A 16,607-nucleotide genomic window follows, 5' to 3' on the forward strand; every position below is an offset into this window, starting at 1 on the left:
GAGTTGAAATCTATGCGTGTCCTCGCTTCAGCCGACATTCATCTCGGGTCGCCGATCCGTTCGGTCGCGATGCGCAATCCGGATCTAGGTGACCATCTGAAACAGGCAAGTCGGGACACGTTTATTCGCATTGTTGACCTGGCAATCTCGGAAAGAGTCGATGCACTCGTTCTCGCTGGCGACATCTTTGATAATGACCAACCAGATCTGAAGTCCCGGGCATTTCTGATCTCGCAATTGGCACGCGCCGCTGACGCGGGTGTTCCCACAGTACTGATCCGTGGCAATCACGATGCCCTTCTCGATCACCGAGCCCATGGTAACCTGGGCCCGAATATTCATCTGCTGCATAAGGAGGAGCCCAGCGTGGAAATCGGTGGCGTGTGGTTCCACGGACTGTCTTTCGACACGGCGCATGTCTCAAAAAGCTTCCTGCCCGACTACCCGGCGCCGGTGACGGGCCGGAAAAACGTCGGACTGATGCATACGTCGCTCGATGGCTCGCCAGGTCACGATCCCTATGCTCCCTGCTCCGAACAGGATCTGCTAGCGCATGGCTATGACCTTTGGTGCCTCGGCCACATCCATGCCCCCTTTGAGCGCACATCAGGCCCAGTTCTCGCCGTCATGCCGGGCATTCCGCAACCACGCCACTTCGGGGAACTTACCGGCGGTACCGTCGCGATTGTCGAGCTTGATGGCGACACTCCGAATATCGAACGGCATCACGTTGGACATCTGCGATTCACCGAATGCGCTTTGGATCTCAGTCAATCTTCAGATGTTCAGGAGGTATTGAGCGCGCTTCGGTCTGAACTCAAAGGGGCGCAGCATTCCGAACACCACACAGCAGTCCGCCTGCAGGTGACCACGGGCCATCATACCGCTGAGACGCTGACAGCACTTGCGAGCGAATTGCTCGAAAACATCGATCGCGTATTTATCGACAAAATCAAAGTGGGCGTCCCTAAACAGCAGGCCGACGCGAAGGCGGATGACCTGGCGCGGCTGATGCGGGCCGAGCTCTCCGAACCGGGCTTCCAACTGGCCGCCAAAGAGATCACCGAAGAGCTCAGAAACGCATTGCCCCGCGAAATCGCCGACGATTTGGCGGAAGACGCCTTGGATGACCTTTTGGAAGCAGCCATCGCTGAAATCACGCTGTCTTTGCACTCTGGAGCCGCGGAATGAGACTGAACCGGCTTGATTTCATTCGCTATGGCCGCTTTGATGGTGCCGAAATAGTGCTCCCCCGTCCTGACGCCGGCACCCCGGATGTCACCATAATCTACGGACCGAATGAATCCGGAAAATCCACGGCCTTTAATGGATTTCTGGAACTTCTCTTCGGTTTGAAGTCAGTCAATCACCCTTATGCGTTCAAGTTCGATCGCAATGATCTTCTGGTAGGAGCCGAACTAAACATTCCCGGGCGCGGTTTAACGGTTCTGCGCCGCAACGGCAAACGTACTCAGTCTCTGCTTGATCATCAGGACCGCCCGGTCGACGAAGCCATCCTCTCGAGTGCTCTCCATGGCCTTTCCATGGACGGTTATGTCGAAAGGTTCTCACTCAACGATGAAGGACTCCGCAAAGGCGGTGATCGGATTGCTGAGGCAAAAGGCGACTTGGGCCAGCTGCTGCATGCAGGTGTGTCTGGCCTAACCAGCATGGCGGCGACATTGGAGAACATGACGACCCGCGCCGATAAGTTCCATAAAAAGAACGGCCGAGGTACAGTGCTCAAGATCGGTAAAGACCGCCTGAAAGAGATCCATGAGGCACTGCGAACGGAACGTTTCACACCGGATAGGGAGCGGGCCCTTCGGAAAGACAAACAGACAGCTCAAAAGGCGTTCGAACAGGCGGACACAGATCTTACACGGGCCAGAAAACGACAGGCAGCGGGAGCGGCTGCGCAGACCTGGTACGACAAATCGGAAGAAATTCGGAAAATCGACGAGTCTCTTGCCGGTTTTCCGGAAGGTGCGAGTTTGAAGAAGGGCACAGATGGACAGGTCGCCACGCTCGTGACAATCGTGTCTGAAAAGGCAGAAAGTATCGCAAGCGCTGATGACAGAATTGCGCGCCATGAAACGGTCATTTCAGAAAACAAGGCTGACCCGGCCGTCGGTCATCTCGTTACGGAACTCGCAGAGCTGGATCAAATCAGGATCGACGGGGCTTCCCTCACCTCGCGGGCGGATACGGCCAGATCGGATCTGGAAAAGCGCACCGGTGAACGCGATGATGCGGCACACCAGATAAAAAAGATTCTGACGGTGTTGGCTGTACCTGACGAACCTGCAGAGGCCTTGGTCCTGACGACCGAAGAACTGGAGACACTCGCAGAGGCGGTACAGGCGTGTCAGACCACTGAGGCAGAGCTGCGAGCAGCATCAAACGTGTTGAAGAGTGCACGCGATCAGTTGGGCGATGCTCCAACCGAACCGAAGGACCTGTCTCACCTGCAGATGGCGTATGACGCATGGCAGAAAGTGTCAGACGTGTCAGGCCTTGAACATAACCTCGGATCGGAACGCGCCCGGCTTGCAAAAGCAGTATCCGGACTGCCTGCCTCCTGGCAGACACTTATCGAGAACGGTCTTCCTGCCCGTGAAAGTCTCGATGAAGTCCTCAGGGAATGGAACACCCTGACTGCCAACATCGTTTCCGCCACAGAAGATCTGGAAGGACGCGAAGCGGGCTACAAAGCTGCGCGCGCAAAACGCGAAGCCGACGAAAGCGCACCGGATTCTATTGGCGCGGCAGCAACGGAAGAAACGCGTCGTCAGCGTGACACAGCCTGGCAATCACATCGTAACAGTCTCTCCGACGAAACGGCGGATCGTTTTGAGGAGGCCATGTATGCTGATGATGGCGCCCGAACGAATTATCTGATGGGCACGGAGGCGCGAAAACAGCTTGCGAACTCGCGCACACAGGAAAGCGCCGCAAAAGCCGCACGTGACACAGCAAAAGACAAGTTCGAAGTACTGATCGGGAAACGCGACACCTTGGCGAAGCGTGTGGTCTCACTTGCGAGGGCCGTTGGCTTTCCCGACGATACGGAACCGGCTGCGTTTGCCGCAAGACTTACGGACCTGACGGCATCGGCTGAGATTGCAACTGAGGTCATGATTGCGGAGAATGCTCTGGAAGACCGAACCAAGCGCCGTAAGGAAGACTTTGACGATCTGCTCGCCGCAGGCAGCCTTGTCGGCATCAAGGGTGAAGAAAGTGACCTTCCTGGGCGGGTTGGCAAAGCTCTCACACTTCAGGAAAATGTCCGTCAGACATGGGAGAACTGGCGTCGCGGGGAACGTAACATTGCCGACTACGAAAAAGCCGAAACTCAAGCCGAGACTGATCATAAGGCAGCCCTGAACCGACTGGAAACGCTGACCTCGGCGCTGCCTCTTCCTGATCGCTCGGCCGCCGGCGTAAAGACAGCGCTGCCGCAGCTGCGCACGCTGCAACAGCTTCAAAGCAATCAAAAAAGCCTGGCTGGGCGTGTTGAAGCCCTCGAACGCGCCCTTTCAACCCTGGCAAAGAGCGCTGCACGATTGGCAGAGATCCTCGAGGAGCCTTTCAACCTAAAAGACGATCCCCTCCCCATCATCAATCGAGCTCGTGCGCGAGTAAGCAAAGCCGCTGAAGCGGATCGGGTGAGGAAACGCGAAGAGGAGCTTCTCGACGAAGAGGTCACAGGCCGAAAGCGTGCGCTAACTGCCCGCGACGAAGCGCAAACCCGGTTGGACGAGCTGTTTGACGGACAAGGCGGTGAAGATCTTTCACCGACGGAGCGCGTGGCGCTTCTGGCTGAACGCGACGAGTTGCGCAAAGACCGAGCTAATGCGGACAGCAGCAGCAATCAGGCGCGCGACGGCGTGGATCGTACGCTCTTTGATGAAGAGCTGACGCGATTACCTGATGTAACGCGAGAAGCGGAACTGCAGCAAGAACTTGATGATGCGCAAACGGCACGAGATGCCGCTTTGAAGATATGTAATGAAAAAGAACGCCTCTATGAGGAAGCCTACAACGCCGCTGACAACAGCGATCTGATCACGGATCAGGCCACAATCCTCGAAGAGTTGCGAAACGGTGCACGGCAGGCGGCTGTCGCAAGGCTCGGGATCCTGGCAGCGAGGAGTGCCTTGAAGCGCCTGGCTGCTGAACGAAGCAGCGCAATGCTGAAAGACGTGGAAGAAGCCTTCGTCACCATGACATCTAAGGAATGGGAAAAAGTCGTGGTATGGAGTGAGACCGAGGGCGAGAAGCTGGTTGGCATCAAACCCGGCGGCGACCCCGTGAAGGTGGAAAACATGTCCACCGGAACCATGGGCCAACTGTATTTTGCCCTGCGTCTGGCCGGTTACCGCAGCTTCGCGCGCGATCCGGGCCCCCTCCCCATGGTTCTCGACGATATTATGGAAACCTTTGACGACACCCGCGCATCTGCCGCGTTGAATCTCTGTGCCGAGATCGGACGGAGCGGTCAGGCAATCATTTTCACGCACCATACGCACTTGGTGGAGCTTGCTCGCAAGAGCATTCCGAGTGTTTCCGTCGTGGAGATGCCGCATTAGCATGGGTGATGTCGCCACCTAGTACCGCGTCGCGACTAAGCCGTTCGTAGTCGATGTAGAACGCAAGGTTGGGCCTGCTGTCGGTTTCGTGGACGCCGAGTTAAGCTAATCCCACATCGTTTTCAAATTCCATTGGCTTGCATGGGGACAGAGGTGGTTCGGTTTGTCTGAACAATTTCGGGCGTTTTGCTAAGTGGATTACCGCCTCGATTATGCTGCCACCATCATTGGTGTCAGCGCGTTGAAGTAGACCTGATCCGGTGTTTGCCGGTCAAGCGATGAATGTGGCCGTCGGCTGTTGTAGAAATTTAGATATCTGCCGATGCCCGTACGGGCCTCGGACACGGTTTTGTAGGCGTGAAGATAAACCTCTTCGTATTTGATTGACCGCCAGAGCCTTTCGACGAAGACATTGTCCCGCCACGAACCCTTGCCATCCATTGAGATGGCAATCTCTGCCTTTTTCAGCACATTAGTGAAGTCGATGGACGTGAACTGTGATCCTTGGTCCGTGTTGAATATTTCAGGCTTTCCATAGCGGACCAGAGCTTCCTCAACCGCTTCGATGCAGAAGTCCGCCTCCATCGTGATCGACAGTCGCCATGACAGAACCCGGCGACTGAACCAGTCAACGACAGCGCACAGATAGACAAAACCACGTGCCATCGGAATATACGTTATGTCCATTGCCCACACCTGATTGGGTCTGGTGACCGCTAGCTTGCGCAGGAGATAGGGATAGATTTTATGCCCTGGCGCTGGCTTCGAGGTGTTTGGGCGACGGTAAATCGCCTCGATGCTCATCTTCTTCATCAGTGTAGCGACATGCAGCCGCCCAACTTCAAGCCCTTCTCCTTTCAAAAGCCCCTGCAACATCCGACTTCCCGCGAATGGATATTCCAGATGCAATTCATCGATCCGGCGCATCAGTGCCAGATCGACATCCGATACAGGGCGCGGTGAATAGTAGACACTGCTACGGCTGAACCCAAGGAGCTTTGCCTGTCGTGCGACCGAAAGCTTGTGAGCGCGGTCGATCATTTCCTTCCGCCCAGCAATCCCGCCTTGCTGAGCGCTCCGGCTAAAAAATCGTTCTCCAGAGTTAGCTCACCGATCTTGGCATGCAGCGTTTTAACGTCGACGGTTGGCTCTGTTGGTTCCCCCTTGGTCTCGTCGCCGAAAACACCGATCGCCCCTTCAAGAAGCTGATCTTTCCATTGCTTTATCTGGTTCGCGTGCACGTCAAACTGCTGGGATAATTCCACTAGTGTCTGCTCGCCTCTGATCGCAGCGAGCGCAACTTTCGCCTTGAAAGCTGGGCTATGGTTCCGGCGTGGTCGTCTCGTCATGGTATCTCCTGTTCACGGCATCTAAGCCGAACTCAGGCAGAATTTCCACTTATCCTAGCTGTGCAGATTTCCCGATCCACCTCTGACTGTCCGCTTTTGGGGCCCTTGCCGGACCCCTCAAACGACTGCAATGAAGGCGCAAAGCTGCCTTTCGATTGTCTTGGATGCTTCATAACAACCCGCGCTAGACAAACATCAACATATACCGCCAGGCTCGCACTTTTTTGGGTTGTCCCCTGCCCCAAACTACGGTCGTTACATATTGTATGTGGTTGCGTGTGTAGCCACCCCCGATTTGAACCTATTTTAGCTAAGGCACAGTTATAACTGATGAAACTAGATTTTGGTAAGTTTGATGGATTCCAGGCAACAAAAAACCCTCAGCCAACCGTTTGAATTGATTGAGGGTTTTGGGTTCTATTTGGTTGCGGGGACACGCAACTACCGATACCGACACTTATTCTCAATTGAAATTTAAGCCTTATCTATTAGAATACGCAACCGAATTGATGTCACACAAAGAACTTTCCATTTGTAGAAGACACGTTACTAAAATTTTCAGTGCTACATTAGAAAATATAGCTATTTTACTAGATGTCATAAGCGGAGACGCGCAGCACGCCACTACCGCGCCTAAACACACTTAAAAGGTTGCGTTGATAGATATCTAGCCGCCTTATCAGCTAGCTGGTCTATGGAGAGACAAGATAGCAGGCACAACTGTAATGTCCGTGACTATCGGAAATTAAAGTTGTGCAATAATCACTTTTACGACGGTTCTTCCTGGCGTTGATGAAATTTCTAACTTGCCACCGACTTTGAGAATTCTTGTTGACATACTTCTCATACCAACACTGATATTGGCTGTTTGTACCGCTAAAACATCAAATCCGATACCGTCATCTTCCAATTCAAGTACGAGTTCATTTGGGCTTTGCTGCAACCGAAAGCACATCTGCTGCGCTCGACTATGCTTTATGAGATTTGTTAATGCCTCCTCAACAACACGTGTGAGTGCAAGACATTGTAATGTGCTGGGTGTACTCCGCCAAGCCGATGGAAATTGCCAGTCGGACTTAATGCCAAGCTCATCAAAAAGAATGCTAAACCGATGACGTAACGGGGCAATCCATTCCTGCGGCGTAGCTGGAACTTTAGTGCTAGGGCTGGAATTATGATCGATGGTTTGACGCAAGTCATCCCGAAGCAATTTCAACATTGAAATGACTTGGGGACGGTGAACCTGCTCACTGCCTTGTTCAACTTTTGCCATCATATGAACGAGCGTTCCACCGATACCGTCATGAAGATCATGGGCGATATCCAAACGCTCTCTTAATTTTGCATTTTTTAGCTCTAAGAAATGTTCTCGCTCTAATGTAACGGCTAGTTCTGAACGTGCGTTCGCAATGCTCTCGGCTAATTCAACATTAAACCGTTCAATGCGTCTGACATTATGCGCCTGACGCAGCCCCAGTATCCCCGCCAGGCATAATGTGATGACAATATTCGCATATGGCAATATTGGAAATTTTTCCGGATCAGGCCGAAAGAGGAGCAACGCATCGTACTGAATCGTCACGAAAAGTACTAATAAGCAAATTGAGAACAAAAAATATTCGTGATTGCGCTTTTGAAACGTCAATACCGGAAACTGCAAACAGTTAAACAAGAAAAAGCCTAACGAAACGAGTACACTCGATATTTGGATCGCACCAAGATAATCTTGTGGTGTAAGAATGAGTGCGCCAATAAGTACGCTGAAAATCCCCCATAAAAAGCGTTCATAACGCTTTAAAACCAGCTCGCCAAAGCGCAATGTAAACATGCAAAAACATGCAATATTCAGCAATAAGGCAATTGCGTTAACTCTTACGAATGTTACAGAATTCGAAAAAGGCCAAGGCGTGGTCACAAGAATATTAGCTATGAAGACAAGCCAGAACAGTGACGAAAATGCATACCACCCGTAGTAGGTCTTATCACGGCGTATGATCCAGATACAAAAAAACAAAATACCGATAACGCCGGAAACTATCACATTTGCAACATATAAAGTACGTTGCCGCCACCAGTAGTTGTCATAAATACTTTGGACCTGCGTTGGCTCACCAATGATAACAGAGCCTAGCCCAAGTGTTTGTCCTTTGACACCAACAGTTTTAACCCAAAGTGTATTGATACCTTCAGTCAACCATGCATTATGCAGAACCCAATAACGCGGCATATTCCAGCTGCGCGATAATGGCTCTGTCAGATTCTTATCACGCCAGAGGAAATGGTCATTAACGTAGACCTCTCCGGCCATATTGATTGTCTGTATGAACAACGCAACAGGATTATGACCTGCTTCAGAACATGTCTGTCGCCAATGAATGCGATACCAAACTTCATCTGAATATTCTGAATGCAATTGGTTCCAATAATTTGGTAAGGTTACGGCTTCCCACCGTAAATTTTCAGATTTACGTCCATCAGGACCAGCTTTTGCGGCAGAAATATCAATGATCTCTGCGGAACATTGCGCAGTAGTCGTCTTTGCCAAAGCAGGCATAGCAAAAAGGCTGAACCATATAATAAGCAGCCACTTCACTTTAACAAACCGCGCTCTCTCGCCGCATGAATAGCACGTGTGCGTGAAGAGACTGCGAGTTTTCGGTAAATATGTTTAATATGGCATTCAACTGTATAGCGCGACAAAGAAAGATGATCTGCAATATCCTTATTGCCAAGTCCGTCGGCCACCAGCAATAAAATTTGATTTTCGCGTGCGGTCAGCACTTGCTGATAAAAGTCTTTATTGTCTCCGTCTTTTTCAGGTGCTTTGGAAGGCAGTTCATCGATAATGCGCTTTGCAATAAAAGGATCTATTGGCGCACCCCCGCGTAAAACACTACGCAATGCAATAGCAATCTCCAAATCATCCCGCTCTTTAAGCACATAACCGACAGCACCGGCACGCAAGGCACCTAGAATGACGTCCTCTGTGGCCCATGCCGAGATAACCAAAATGGAGAGGCCAGGATCACTCGTATTCAGCTCGGATATCAAATCGATACCACTACCATCCGGCAAGCCAATATCAATCAGCGCCAAGGCGACTGGCTGATCTGACAATTGCGCGCGCGCTTCACTCAGTGAAGCAGCAAAAATAAGGGCGTCAATTTTATAGCCAAATTGTAGCAGAAGATTTTCCAGCCTCAAGCGAACCTGCATATCGTCCTCAACGATAAGTACCGGTGCAGGCAAAATGAGATTGACCGCTATTGCACCTAAAGACATAGGTTGGTTCCTCAAGAAGGCCGTAATGGTTACACAATCTAATACAGTTAAATTTAGCCGCATGAAACTTAACGGCTAAATTTATCTAAATACAGGTCTCCAAATCCAGTTTATTCTTACTCAGTTTAAAACTTCACGCTAAAATTGGCATTGACGCCGTTTTGAGTGATACCTGAACCAAACTGTCCTTGATAAGAGACACCAAGTTTGGAATTTTTCGTAATGGCGAAATCAAGTCCGGCTTCAATCAGTGCTGTATCTTTTCCAATCGGACTGCCCGATGTTGTGAAGGCGTTGGAACCAGCAGCAAAGCTCGCGGTTGATGACGGGATCACATCGCCAAAAGCATGCCGCCAGCCAAGATCAGCACGTGCGGTTGTCTGTATATTGCCAAGTTCAAAACCGGTCGAGAGACGCATACCAAGAGTTGAGAGAGTTGTGTCCATCGCGCCGGATTGTACGCTGAGCGCTGTACCATTATGGCCTTTTTCAGTAAAACTATCCGTTTTGACATGGACATAGGCAAGATTGGCATAAGGCTCGATGATCGAACGCGGGCTGAGATCATGCGTATAGCCCAACTCGCCAAACACCTGAAACGTACCGCCATGATAATCAGCGGATAGCTTGTCGGAATAGCCATTGAAAGCAACCGAGCGGCTCATCTCGATATTGTGCCAGGAGTAGGAAAGCCCTGAGCGGAAGCCGAGCGCGCCTTGTGCTGTCGCCCATTCGGTTCCTGCATAAGCACCAAACGTATAATTATCGCTGGAGCCGGATGAAGAAAGGCTTGGCGTTTTAAAGGTTGAACGGCTGTATCCGGCCATAAGACCTAAGCGCCAACTATCATAAACATCACCGTCAATACCGGTGATGAACCCACCAATGGTCGACTTGGTGCGCGCGGCATTATCAGTTGCTGATTGCGTAGCCCAACTGCCGAATGCTGCCCCCCATGCGGCATAGCGCTGAAGATCGGCCGTATTGACGGGCGCAACATGATCAATGGCATTGCCTGCCTGACTGGCTTTGGCTTTCGGGCCATAGGCCATCACAGACACCGGATTAACCGGTGTACCGCCAAATGCCTGAGACAGGCGATTATTGATCGATGACCGGGTGATGCCACTGGCATTGAGCAAAACGCCACTTGCGGATGCATAGGCCTCACCACTTAGTTGCGGCAGGCTTGAGCGAATGGTTGAGCCGTCAGGCGCAGAAAAATCCAGTGCTGTGATTAATGGTTTAAGCTCTGCTGCAGCATTAATGGCGAGACTATCCAATGCAGCGCCAACTTCACGGTCTTCACTAGTGCCCGCATATTGCGAATAAGCATCAGCATCACGGCTCAACGCCACCGTATAAGCCAGATCGCCATCATGTGTAGCAGTCGCGGTGAGTGTTGGCGAGTTCAATGAGGTGGTTACTCCAGCGAAGTAACCTTTTTTTGTGTCAGGCTGCAACCATTGGTCAGATGTGAGCGAAAAACCATCGCGATAATAACCGCGATCAGGCGCAAAACTGATTGTGCCATTGAGATCGGCACCACCCTTTACAACAAGGCTAGCGATGTCACGCTGATCATTGAATGCGAGCTGCAAGGTACCGCTGTTTGATTGGATGTAATTGCCGTTAATGGTGATGGCCGCACCAGCAACGGAAGGGTTTAAAATCCCGCTGTTGCGAAATTGCTGAGTTGCATCAAACTGGTAGATCCCTTGACCGGAAAGCATTGCTGCTTGTGCCACATCGACATCAAAGACTTGATGGTCACCGGTCAACAGTGTTGTACCGCCATCAAGATGCAGCGAAATATTCTTGCCCGTGATATTGCCATCATAGGCCAACCTGAAATCTGCATCCGCTGCACCCGTTGAATTCCCATTTCCATCCGGTTTTAAGCCGAAACTCAGCTCAGTCAAACGCAAATTGCCATTGTCATCTGCTTTTGCATACTCGGAAATAATATCACCAGTAATGCTGGCACCCTGCATGACATTGATCTGTCCCACCAAGGCATTTTCAGACATGAAGATTGCAGCCTTTTTACCTGCAACACGGCCGGTCAGGTCGAAGGTGGAAACTAAGGCTCCATTCAGCTCCTCAAAAATAGTAGCGCGCTGATCCTCCACTCTGTCATCAAGTTCCAGAATATAAGAGCCACGATAGCCCGTTCCGTCACCACGTGAATTATGGCCAAAGTCAAAGCTGACCGCGATACCGTCGTGACCCATCGCTTGCACATCTCCGCGATGGGTTAATGTGTGATCTTTACCATAAGCGAACATGATGCCACGGCCATTCGCACCATTGGCATGCACCTGCACATCAGGGGCAACAATCAGATTATTGGCAGCTCCATCAATACGGATACCGCCGCCGCCAGCCCCCACAGACAGTAGATCTGCATTCTGGGTGATGGTATTATGACTGCCATAGACATGCAGCCCCAAACCCAAAGCAGCAGTGTTATATGTATTATCGGTATAGGCAGTGCCATCCGCATTTCGTCCAAAATACGGATTGTTATTAATGATAGTCAGCCCGTCACCATAAACGGAATGCCCGTAAAAATTACGCCGGTCGATTGTGTAACCAATATCTTGCAAAGCAGCCAGCTCGGCTTCCATCAGTGTGCTATAATTGCGATAAAGCTGATGGCTCATCAAACTATTTTTAAGTTCAATATGACTGAAAAAAGGAGCGTCATAAGGTCCGTAATCCGTCGCAACCCGCATAGGCAGACCCTTCATCGCTCCGTTCAGCACTTCGCTCACATGGGTGCCGGTGAAATAGGCCTGATCTTTTCGGACATCAAAAGCATCCTCACCATCTGGAACATAACAACCCTTACAATTTATAAACTGACCAGCACTTGCAAAGTTATCATTATCATCCCGTAAATGCGTGCTCCAGACATCAAAGCCAGGACCAAAATCGTCAGCAGAAAATGCTGCAAGTCGATTATTTTGATCTTCCCAACTGAAAGCATTCGACAAAACGCCAAGTGCATGGCCTATTTCGTGAATAAGTACGGTGCCTAGCGATGTTTCAGCGGTAAGTGCAATATGGGAGGGCGTATATGGAGCTTGTGACCAGTCCTCTGTCCCGACTTTATTATAAACAACGATTGCACCATGCGCCCCATTCGTCAGGTTCGTATAATACTGATTGGTCAATGCCGCTTGCACTGTTGTCGGAGAACCATCCAGCATAGTTGCGGCATGGCTGCCAGCTGCCGCCCCCGTCCCGCCAATTAATGCGCCGACATTAATGATCGCAGGATTGTTGCCGGGCACAAGTTTAATCACTTCCGCCCAATAACCTGTCGCGTCGATTATCTGATTTTTATATAAATCGCTTAAGTCCCATTCGGACTCATCGCCAAAACCAAAGACACCATCCCCCACATCGAAAAACCGCAACTGAATAAAGGGGGTGCCTTGCGGATCATTGACCACATGCGTGTTAATCGCAGCGGCAGGATTAATCATTGCCCCATAGAGTACACCGGCCGAAAGACAAGTTGACATTGTCAGTTTGGCGATCAGTCTGGATGTCATTGTTTTCCCCTCAAATACGGCAATCTAAAATTGAGCCGGTGCATCACTTATTTTTATGTATGTCGTCATTTTTATTGTAAATCCATCCCTGAAAACTGGTAGTTTTACTATAAAAAGTGTTTTCAAGTGATAGCTAATTATCACGGCAATCACTGTCAGCACCGATGTCTTGCATCAATGATGCCACTGCCGCTTCTAATTGCGGATCAGATGTCATACTGAAACGGTTCGGATCAAATTCCACGACGATATCCGGTGTAATGATACCATTTTCATATTTGCGCCCGTCAGCATGACGATAAGGCAAAACCGGAAATCTATATTGCAGTCCGGGTACGATTTTGCTGTTGACGGTAGTTACTGCGGTACCAGTATTGAGGAGCACATCGCCAATGACTTTGCCAATTTTACGATCCTGATAGGCTTGCGGAAAAATTGAACCATCAGAATAGCTGAAACTGTCAACCAATACTGCACTTGGCCAGAGCCAGACATTGTCAGGACCGTTTTCACGAGGACGGCCATCCACTCCATAGCTAAAGGCCGGACTGCCGCTTAACAGAGTGATCAATTCACGTGTCAGATTACCACCATTATTGGACCGCACATCGATCAGAGCTGCTTTTGCCAGACCGCGCTGCGATATTAATGTACCGAGCAAAGACAGGTAATTGTCATTATCCATCGCATCCAGAGACTGATACACAATACACTGGCGGGAAAGCTTACTGACCATAGCACGGCGAGTAGCACTTAGATTTTTGCTCGCCAAAATTAACTCATCACTCCAATGGATGGGGGTAACCTCAATAAGACGCTCGCCATTATCGCTGTTATCCGCAACACCAACAACGACTCGCCGACCCGCATTAATATCGAGCAAACGGTCAATGCCACCAGCCTCCGGAACTGGCTGTCCGTTAATCGAGGTGATGATATCACCTGTACCAATATTTAGTTTTTGTCGATCTAACGGTCCGCCGGGCAGGATGGCGGCGATTTTGCGCCCTGCACCAGTGTAATCATTATCCAGATAAATCCCCAAAGCATCATTCTGTGTTCCCATCCCAACAAGGGCTGGATCAGGTGCTGTCATATCCGTAAAGAGATGCGAAGCCGACAATTCGCCAAACATGGCGGCCAGTAACCGTTCAAGATCACGTGGTCCGGCAATAGAGGGCAGATAGGCTCTGTATTTGGCACCGATCTGCTGCCAGTCACGATTTTCATGCGCCGCATCATAATAGCGGTCATTAATATCAGCCCAAGCCTGTTCAAATGCCGCGCTCAATGCGGCATTTTCATCTCGGGTGAATAAGATATTAAGCGGTATTTCTACCCTCTGCGCCGGATCTTCTATAGAGCTTCGGATGATGTGGGTGGGTGTTTTAATATCAATTGTTTGTATAGCAGGATTGTAGTGGATGAATTGTATCTCTTCCGGATTAGCCACCGGAATTGTTGTCACTTCCTGTAAATCACCATTCTCAAGGCTGATCAAATTCACCGACAGCCCCTCATCTATTGCGGAAAAACCCAGCAAATTTTTACCATCCGGTGCAGTGGCCAGCAATTCCATTTTTGGCAAATTGCTGGTCAAGCGCTCTTCAAGCAAAAAGCTGCGCTGACGATCCGGTGTATAGTGGTTGAGCAGTTGCTCCCCATCATTCGGATCGGTTTCGTCCTTGGCATTTGCCAGAAAATCCTGCCGTGACTGCCCAGACAAAAAGGCGCGATAAAGATCGAAGCGCGAATTCTGATGGCGATTATCAGCGCTGCGTGCAGTATAAAGCGTCGTTAAGCCAATAATTTGTGTGCCATCCGCACTCCACAAGCCATCATAAAAATTAGGGACAGCCAGTGCCAGCGGACGCATCGGGGCACTGCCATCAGCGGGAACGATTGCAACACGATTCAATCCTGATCCGTCAATACTACGCCATGGAACAAGTAAATCTTTTGAGGTCGGAGACCAGCTGAACTCACCATTTCTGTCAAAGTAATCCGAGTTATAATCTGACGGCTGATACAGCGTGGCAATCTCTCTGCTGGTCAGATCTAAGACTTTGATCTCGCGACGATCCGACCAAAAAGCCAATTTACTCCCATCAGGCGAGAATTTAGGATCGAGAGCATCACTATTGGCAGACACAACAAGCGGGACTTCATCGTAGGTCAGGCCAAGCTTGCCATTTGCCTGATCTTCAGAAAGATCAATGCCATAAATGCCCCATTTATGATCGCGCATTGCCGCATAGGCTAGCATGCGACCATCAGGTGAGAAAACAATATCGCGTTCCTCGCCTGCTGTTTTAGTCAGTTGCCGGTAATTACCTTTCAAATCAATAAGAAAAACATCTGCATTGATTATCAGTGCAAAATACTGCCCGTCAGGAGAGCTTTGAAAATTCTGACTGCTCAACGCTTGATAATTCACGAGATGATTCATCCCCTGTTCCAGCGTATTGATATCAACCAGCTCTGCTTTATCCGCATCCGCTGCGAGCGTATGGACCTGCCCATTGAAAGAAAAGGCAATTGTATTGTCATCAGCAACGGTTAGGTCGCGCACCGGAGAGCCTTCAAAATGGGTAAGCTGCTCTTCGCGCTTATTTTCCAGATTTAGCTTCCAGACATTTAGCCAGCCGGAAGCTTCAGATAGATAATAAAGCGATTGACCATCTGCACTCCAATACGGATCAAGCCGATCAATGCCATCAACAGCAAAAAGGCGCTCATATTTGTCGCTAGCCCGCTCATAAACCCATAATTGACGGGCATTTGCCGCAACTCTGTGCTGGCGCTCTATGGGGTCAGCTGACGGATCATAACTATAAACCAGCTTGGTAGCATTCGGATTCCAGCTGGCTTCAAGCGCAAAATTCGGCAGCACCAGTGACTCGCGACCGCTGGCAATATTTACGACGTAAAGCTGGGGCTTCCAAGTTGCAGCCCCCTGCACACTGCGTTGTGCATCTCCTAGCCGAAGAGCCGTATAAAGTACGCTTTTACCATCCGGAGAAAAGCTCGTCGGTACTTCTCTCGCCGATGAATAGGTCATGCGCTGCAATTTACCAGAAAAATCAGCCAGATAAACATCATCATTGCCGTTCACATCTGAAGCAAAAGCCAGCCGCTGAGAATCCGGAGCCCAGACAACACTATGACTATAAGCATTGGCCGGTGAAACTGCGACTGACAACCCGCCATCATTATCCGTCAGAAAAACCTGACCGCGATGGGTGAAGGCGATCAGTTTGCCATCTGGTGATAGCGCCGGTTTTTGAATCCAGCGCGCTGGCTCACCGTCAAAATCGGCTTTTGTTTGACTGGGGGCAATCACGGTCAGGGTTAGTAATGCAGTAAAAATTACGAAGTTTTGCATTATCATGACCGTCTCCGTCAGAATTTCACGCTGAAATTTTCATTCACGCCATATTTAGTAATACTAGAACCAAACTGCCCCATTCGTCGAAACACCCATACCAAGTATCGACAATGAAGCATTCACTAACTCTGATTTCTCACAAATTGCTGCACAATTACTGCCTGTTTTTGTAAAACTAACTGTTCTGACGTTGGCAAGATTGGAAGAAGGCGCAGAATTTTCCGAATGGTTAAACCGTCAGGCATAGAAAGATCCATCACCGCGATCAATCCCGAGGCTTTTTCCTCTCATATACTACATTTTCCGCTTAACTATCGACTACAACACGTCGAAACGAATGTGAGAACTTCTAGTATTATTTATAACACTATATTTCCTGCAAAAATATCCCTGAAAACTGGTAGTTTTATAACAATTACTAAGAGGGTAAATA

7 protein-coding genes are annotated in these 16,607 nt (G+C 50.0%); 2 read left to right on the forward strand and 5 right to left on the reverse strand.

What is annotated here, in order from left to right; all coding sequences use genetic code 11:
• Positions 1-12 precede the first annotated feature (12 nt).
• Both JNC77_RS15345 and JNC77_RS15350 read left to right on the forward strand, forming a co-directional pair.
• Entirely contained in the window at positions 13-1,191 is a 1,179-nt protein-coding gene (locus tag JNC77_RS15345; RefSeq protein WP_374834056.1) for a metallophosphoesterase family protein, read from the forward strand.
• Positions 1,188-4,592: an AAA family ATPase gene (locus tag JNC77_RS15350; protein ID WP_374834058.1), complete on the forward strand. Its 3,405-nt coding sequence runs from the start codon at positions 1,188-1,190 to the stop codon at positions 4,590-4,592. Before JNC77_RS15345 ends, JNC77_RS15350 begins: the two co-directional genes overlap by 4 nt.
• 210 nt (positions 4,593-4,802) lie before the next feature.
• On the opposite strand, the gene JNC77_RS15355 is transcribed toward JNC77_RS15350, so the two are convergent.
• From JNC77_RS15355 to JNC77_RS15375, 5 genes are all read right to left on the reverse strand, one after another.
• Positions 4,803-5,941, reverse strand: a protein-coding gene (locus JNC77_RS15355; RefSeq protein WP_374834060.1) for an IS3 family transposase whose coding sequence is annotated in 2 segments (ribosomal slippage) — positions 4,803-5,674 and positions 5,674-5,941 — 1,140 coding nt in all. Because the reading frame shifts where the segments join, the coding sequence is not laid out codon by codon here.
• A 745-nt stretch (positions 5,942-6,686) separates the two neighbouring features.
• On the reverse strand, positions 6,687-8,534 hold the full coding sequence (locus JNC77_RS15360; protein WP_374834062.1) for a sensor histidine kinase: 1,848 nt from the start codon (positions 8,532-8,534) through the stop codon (positions 6,687-6,689).
• Positions 8,531-9,223, reverse strand: coding sequence for a response regulator (locus JNC77_RS15365; protein ID WP_374834064.1), 693 nt, complete (start codon positions 9,221-9,223; stop codon positions 8,531-8,533). Before JNC77_RS15365 ends, JNC77_RS15360 begins: the two co-directional genes overlap by 4 nt.
• 125 nt (positions 9,224-9,348) lie before the next feature.
• Entirely contained in the window at positions 9,349-12,786 is a 3,438-nt protein-coding gene (locus JNC77_RS15370) for an autotransporter family protein (RefSeq protein WP_374834066.1), read from the reverse strand.
• Positions 12,787-12,919: 133 nt separating this feature from the next.
• Entirely contained in the window at positions 12,920-16,177 is a 3,258-nt protein-coding gene (locus tag JNC77_RS15375) for a S41 family peptidase (protein ID WP_374834068.1), read from the reverse strand.
• Between the last annotated feature and the right edge of the window lie 430 nt (positions 16,178-16,607).

Source organism: Paenochrobactrum pullorum (assembly GCF_041929845.1).
Classification (GTDB): Bacteria; Pseudomonadota; Alphaproteobacteria; order Rhizobiales; family Rhizobiaceae; genus Paenochrobactrum; species Paenochrobactrum pullorum.

Coding starts and splice junctions, on each gene's coding strand:
- JNC77_RS15345 (WP_374834056.1), top strand. CDS start 13: ATGCGTGTCCTCGCTTCAGCCGACATTCATCTCGGGTCGCCGATCCGT.
- JNC77_RS15350 (WP_374834058.1), top strand. CDS start 1,188: ATGAGACTGAACCGGCTTGATTTCATTCGCTATGGCCGCTTTGATGGT.
- JNC77_RS15365 (WP_374834064.1), bottom strand. CDS start 9,223: ATGTCTTTAGGTGCAATAGCGGTCAATCTCATTTTGCCTGCACCGGTA.
- JNC77_RS15375 (WP_374834068.1), bottom strand. CDS start 16,177: ATGATAATGCAAAACTTCGTAATTTTTACTGCATTACTAACCCTGACC.
- JNC77_RS15370 (WP_374834066.1), bottom strand. CDS start 12,786: ATGACATCCAGACTGATCGCCAAACTGACAATGTCAACTTGTCTTTCG.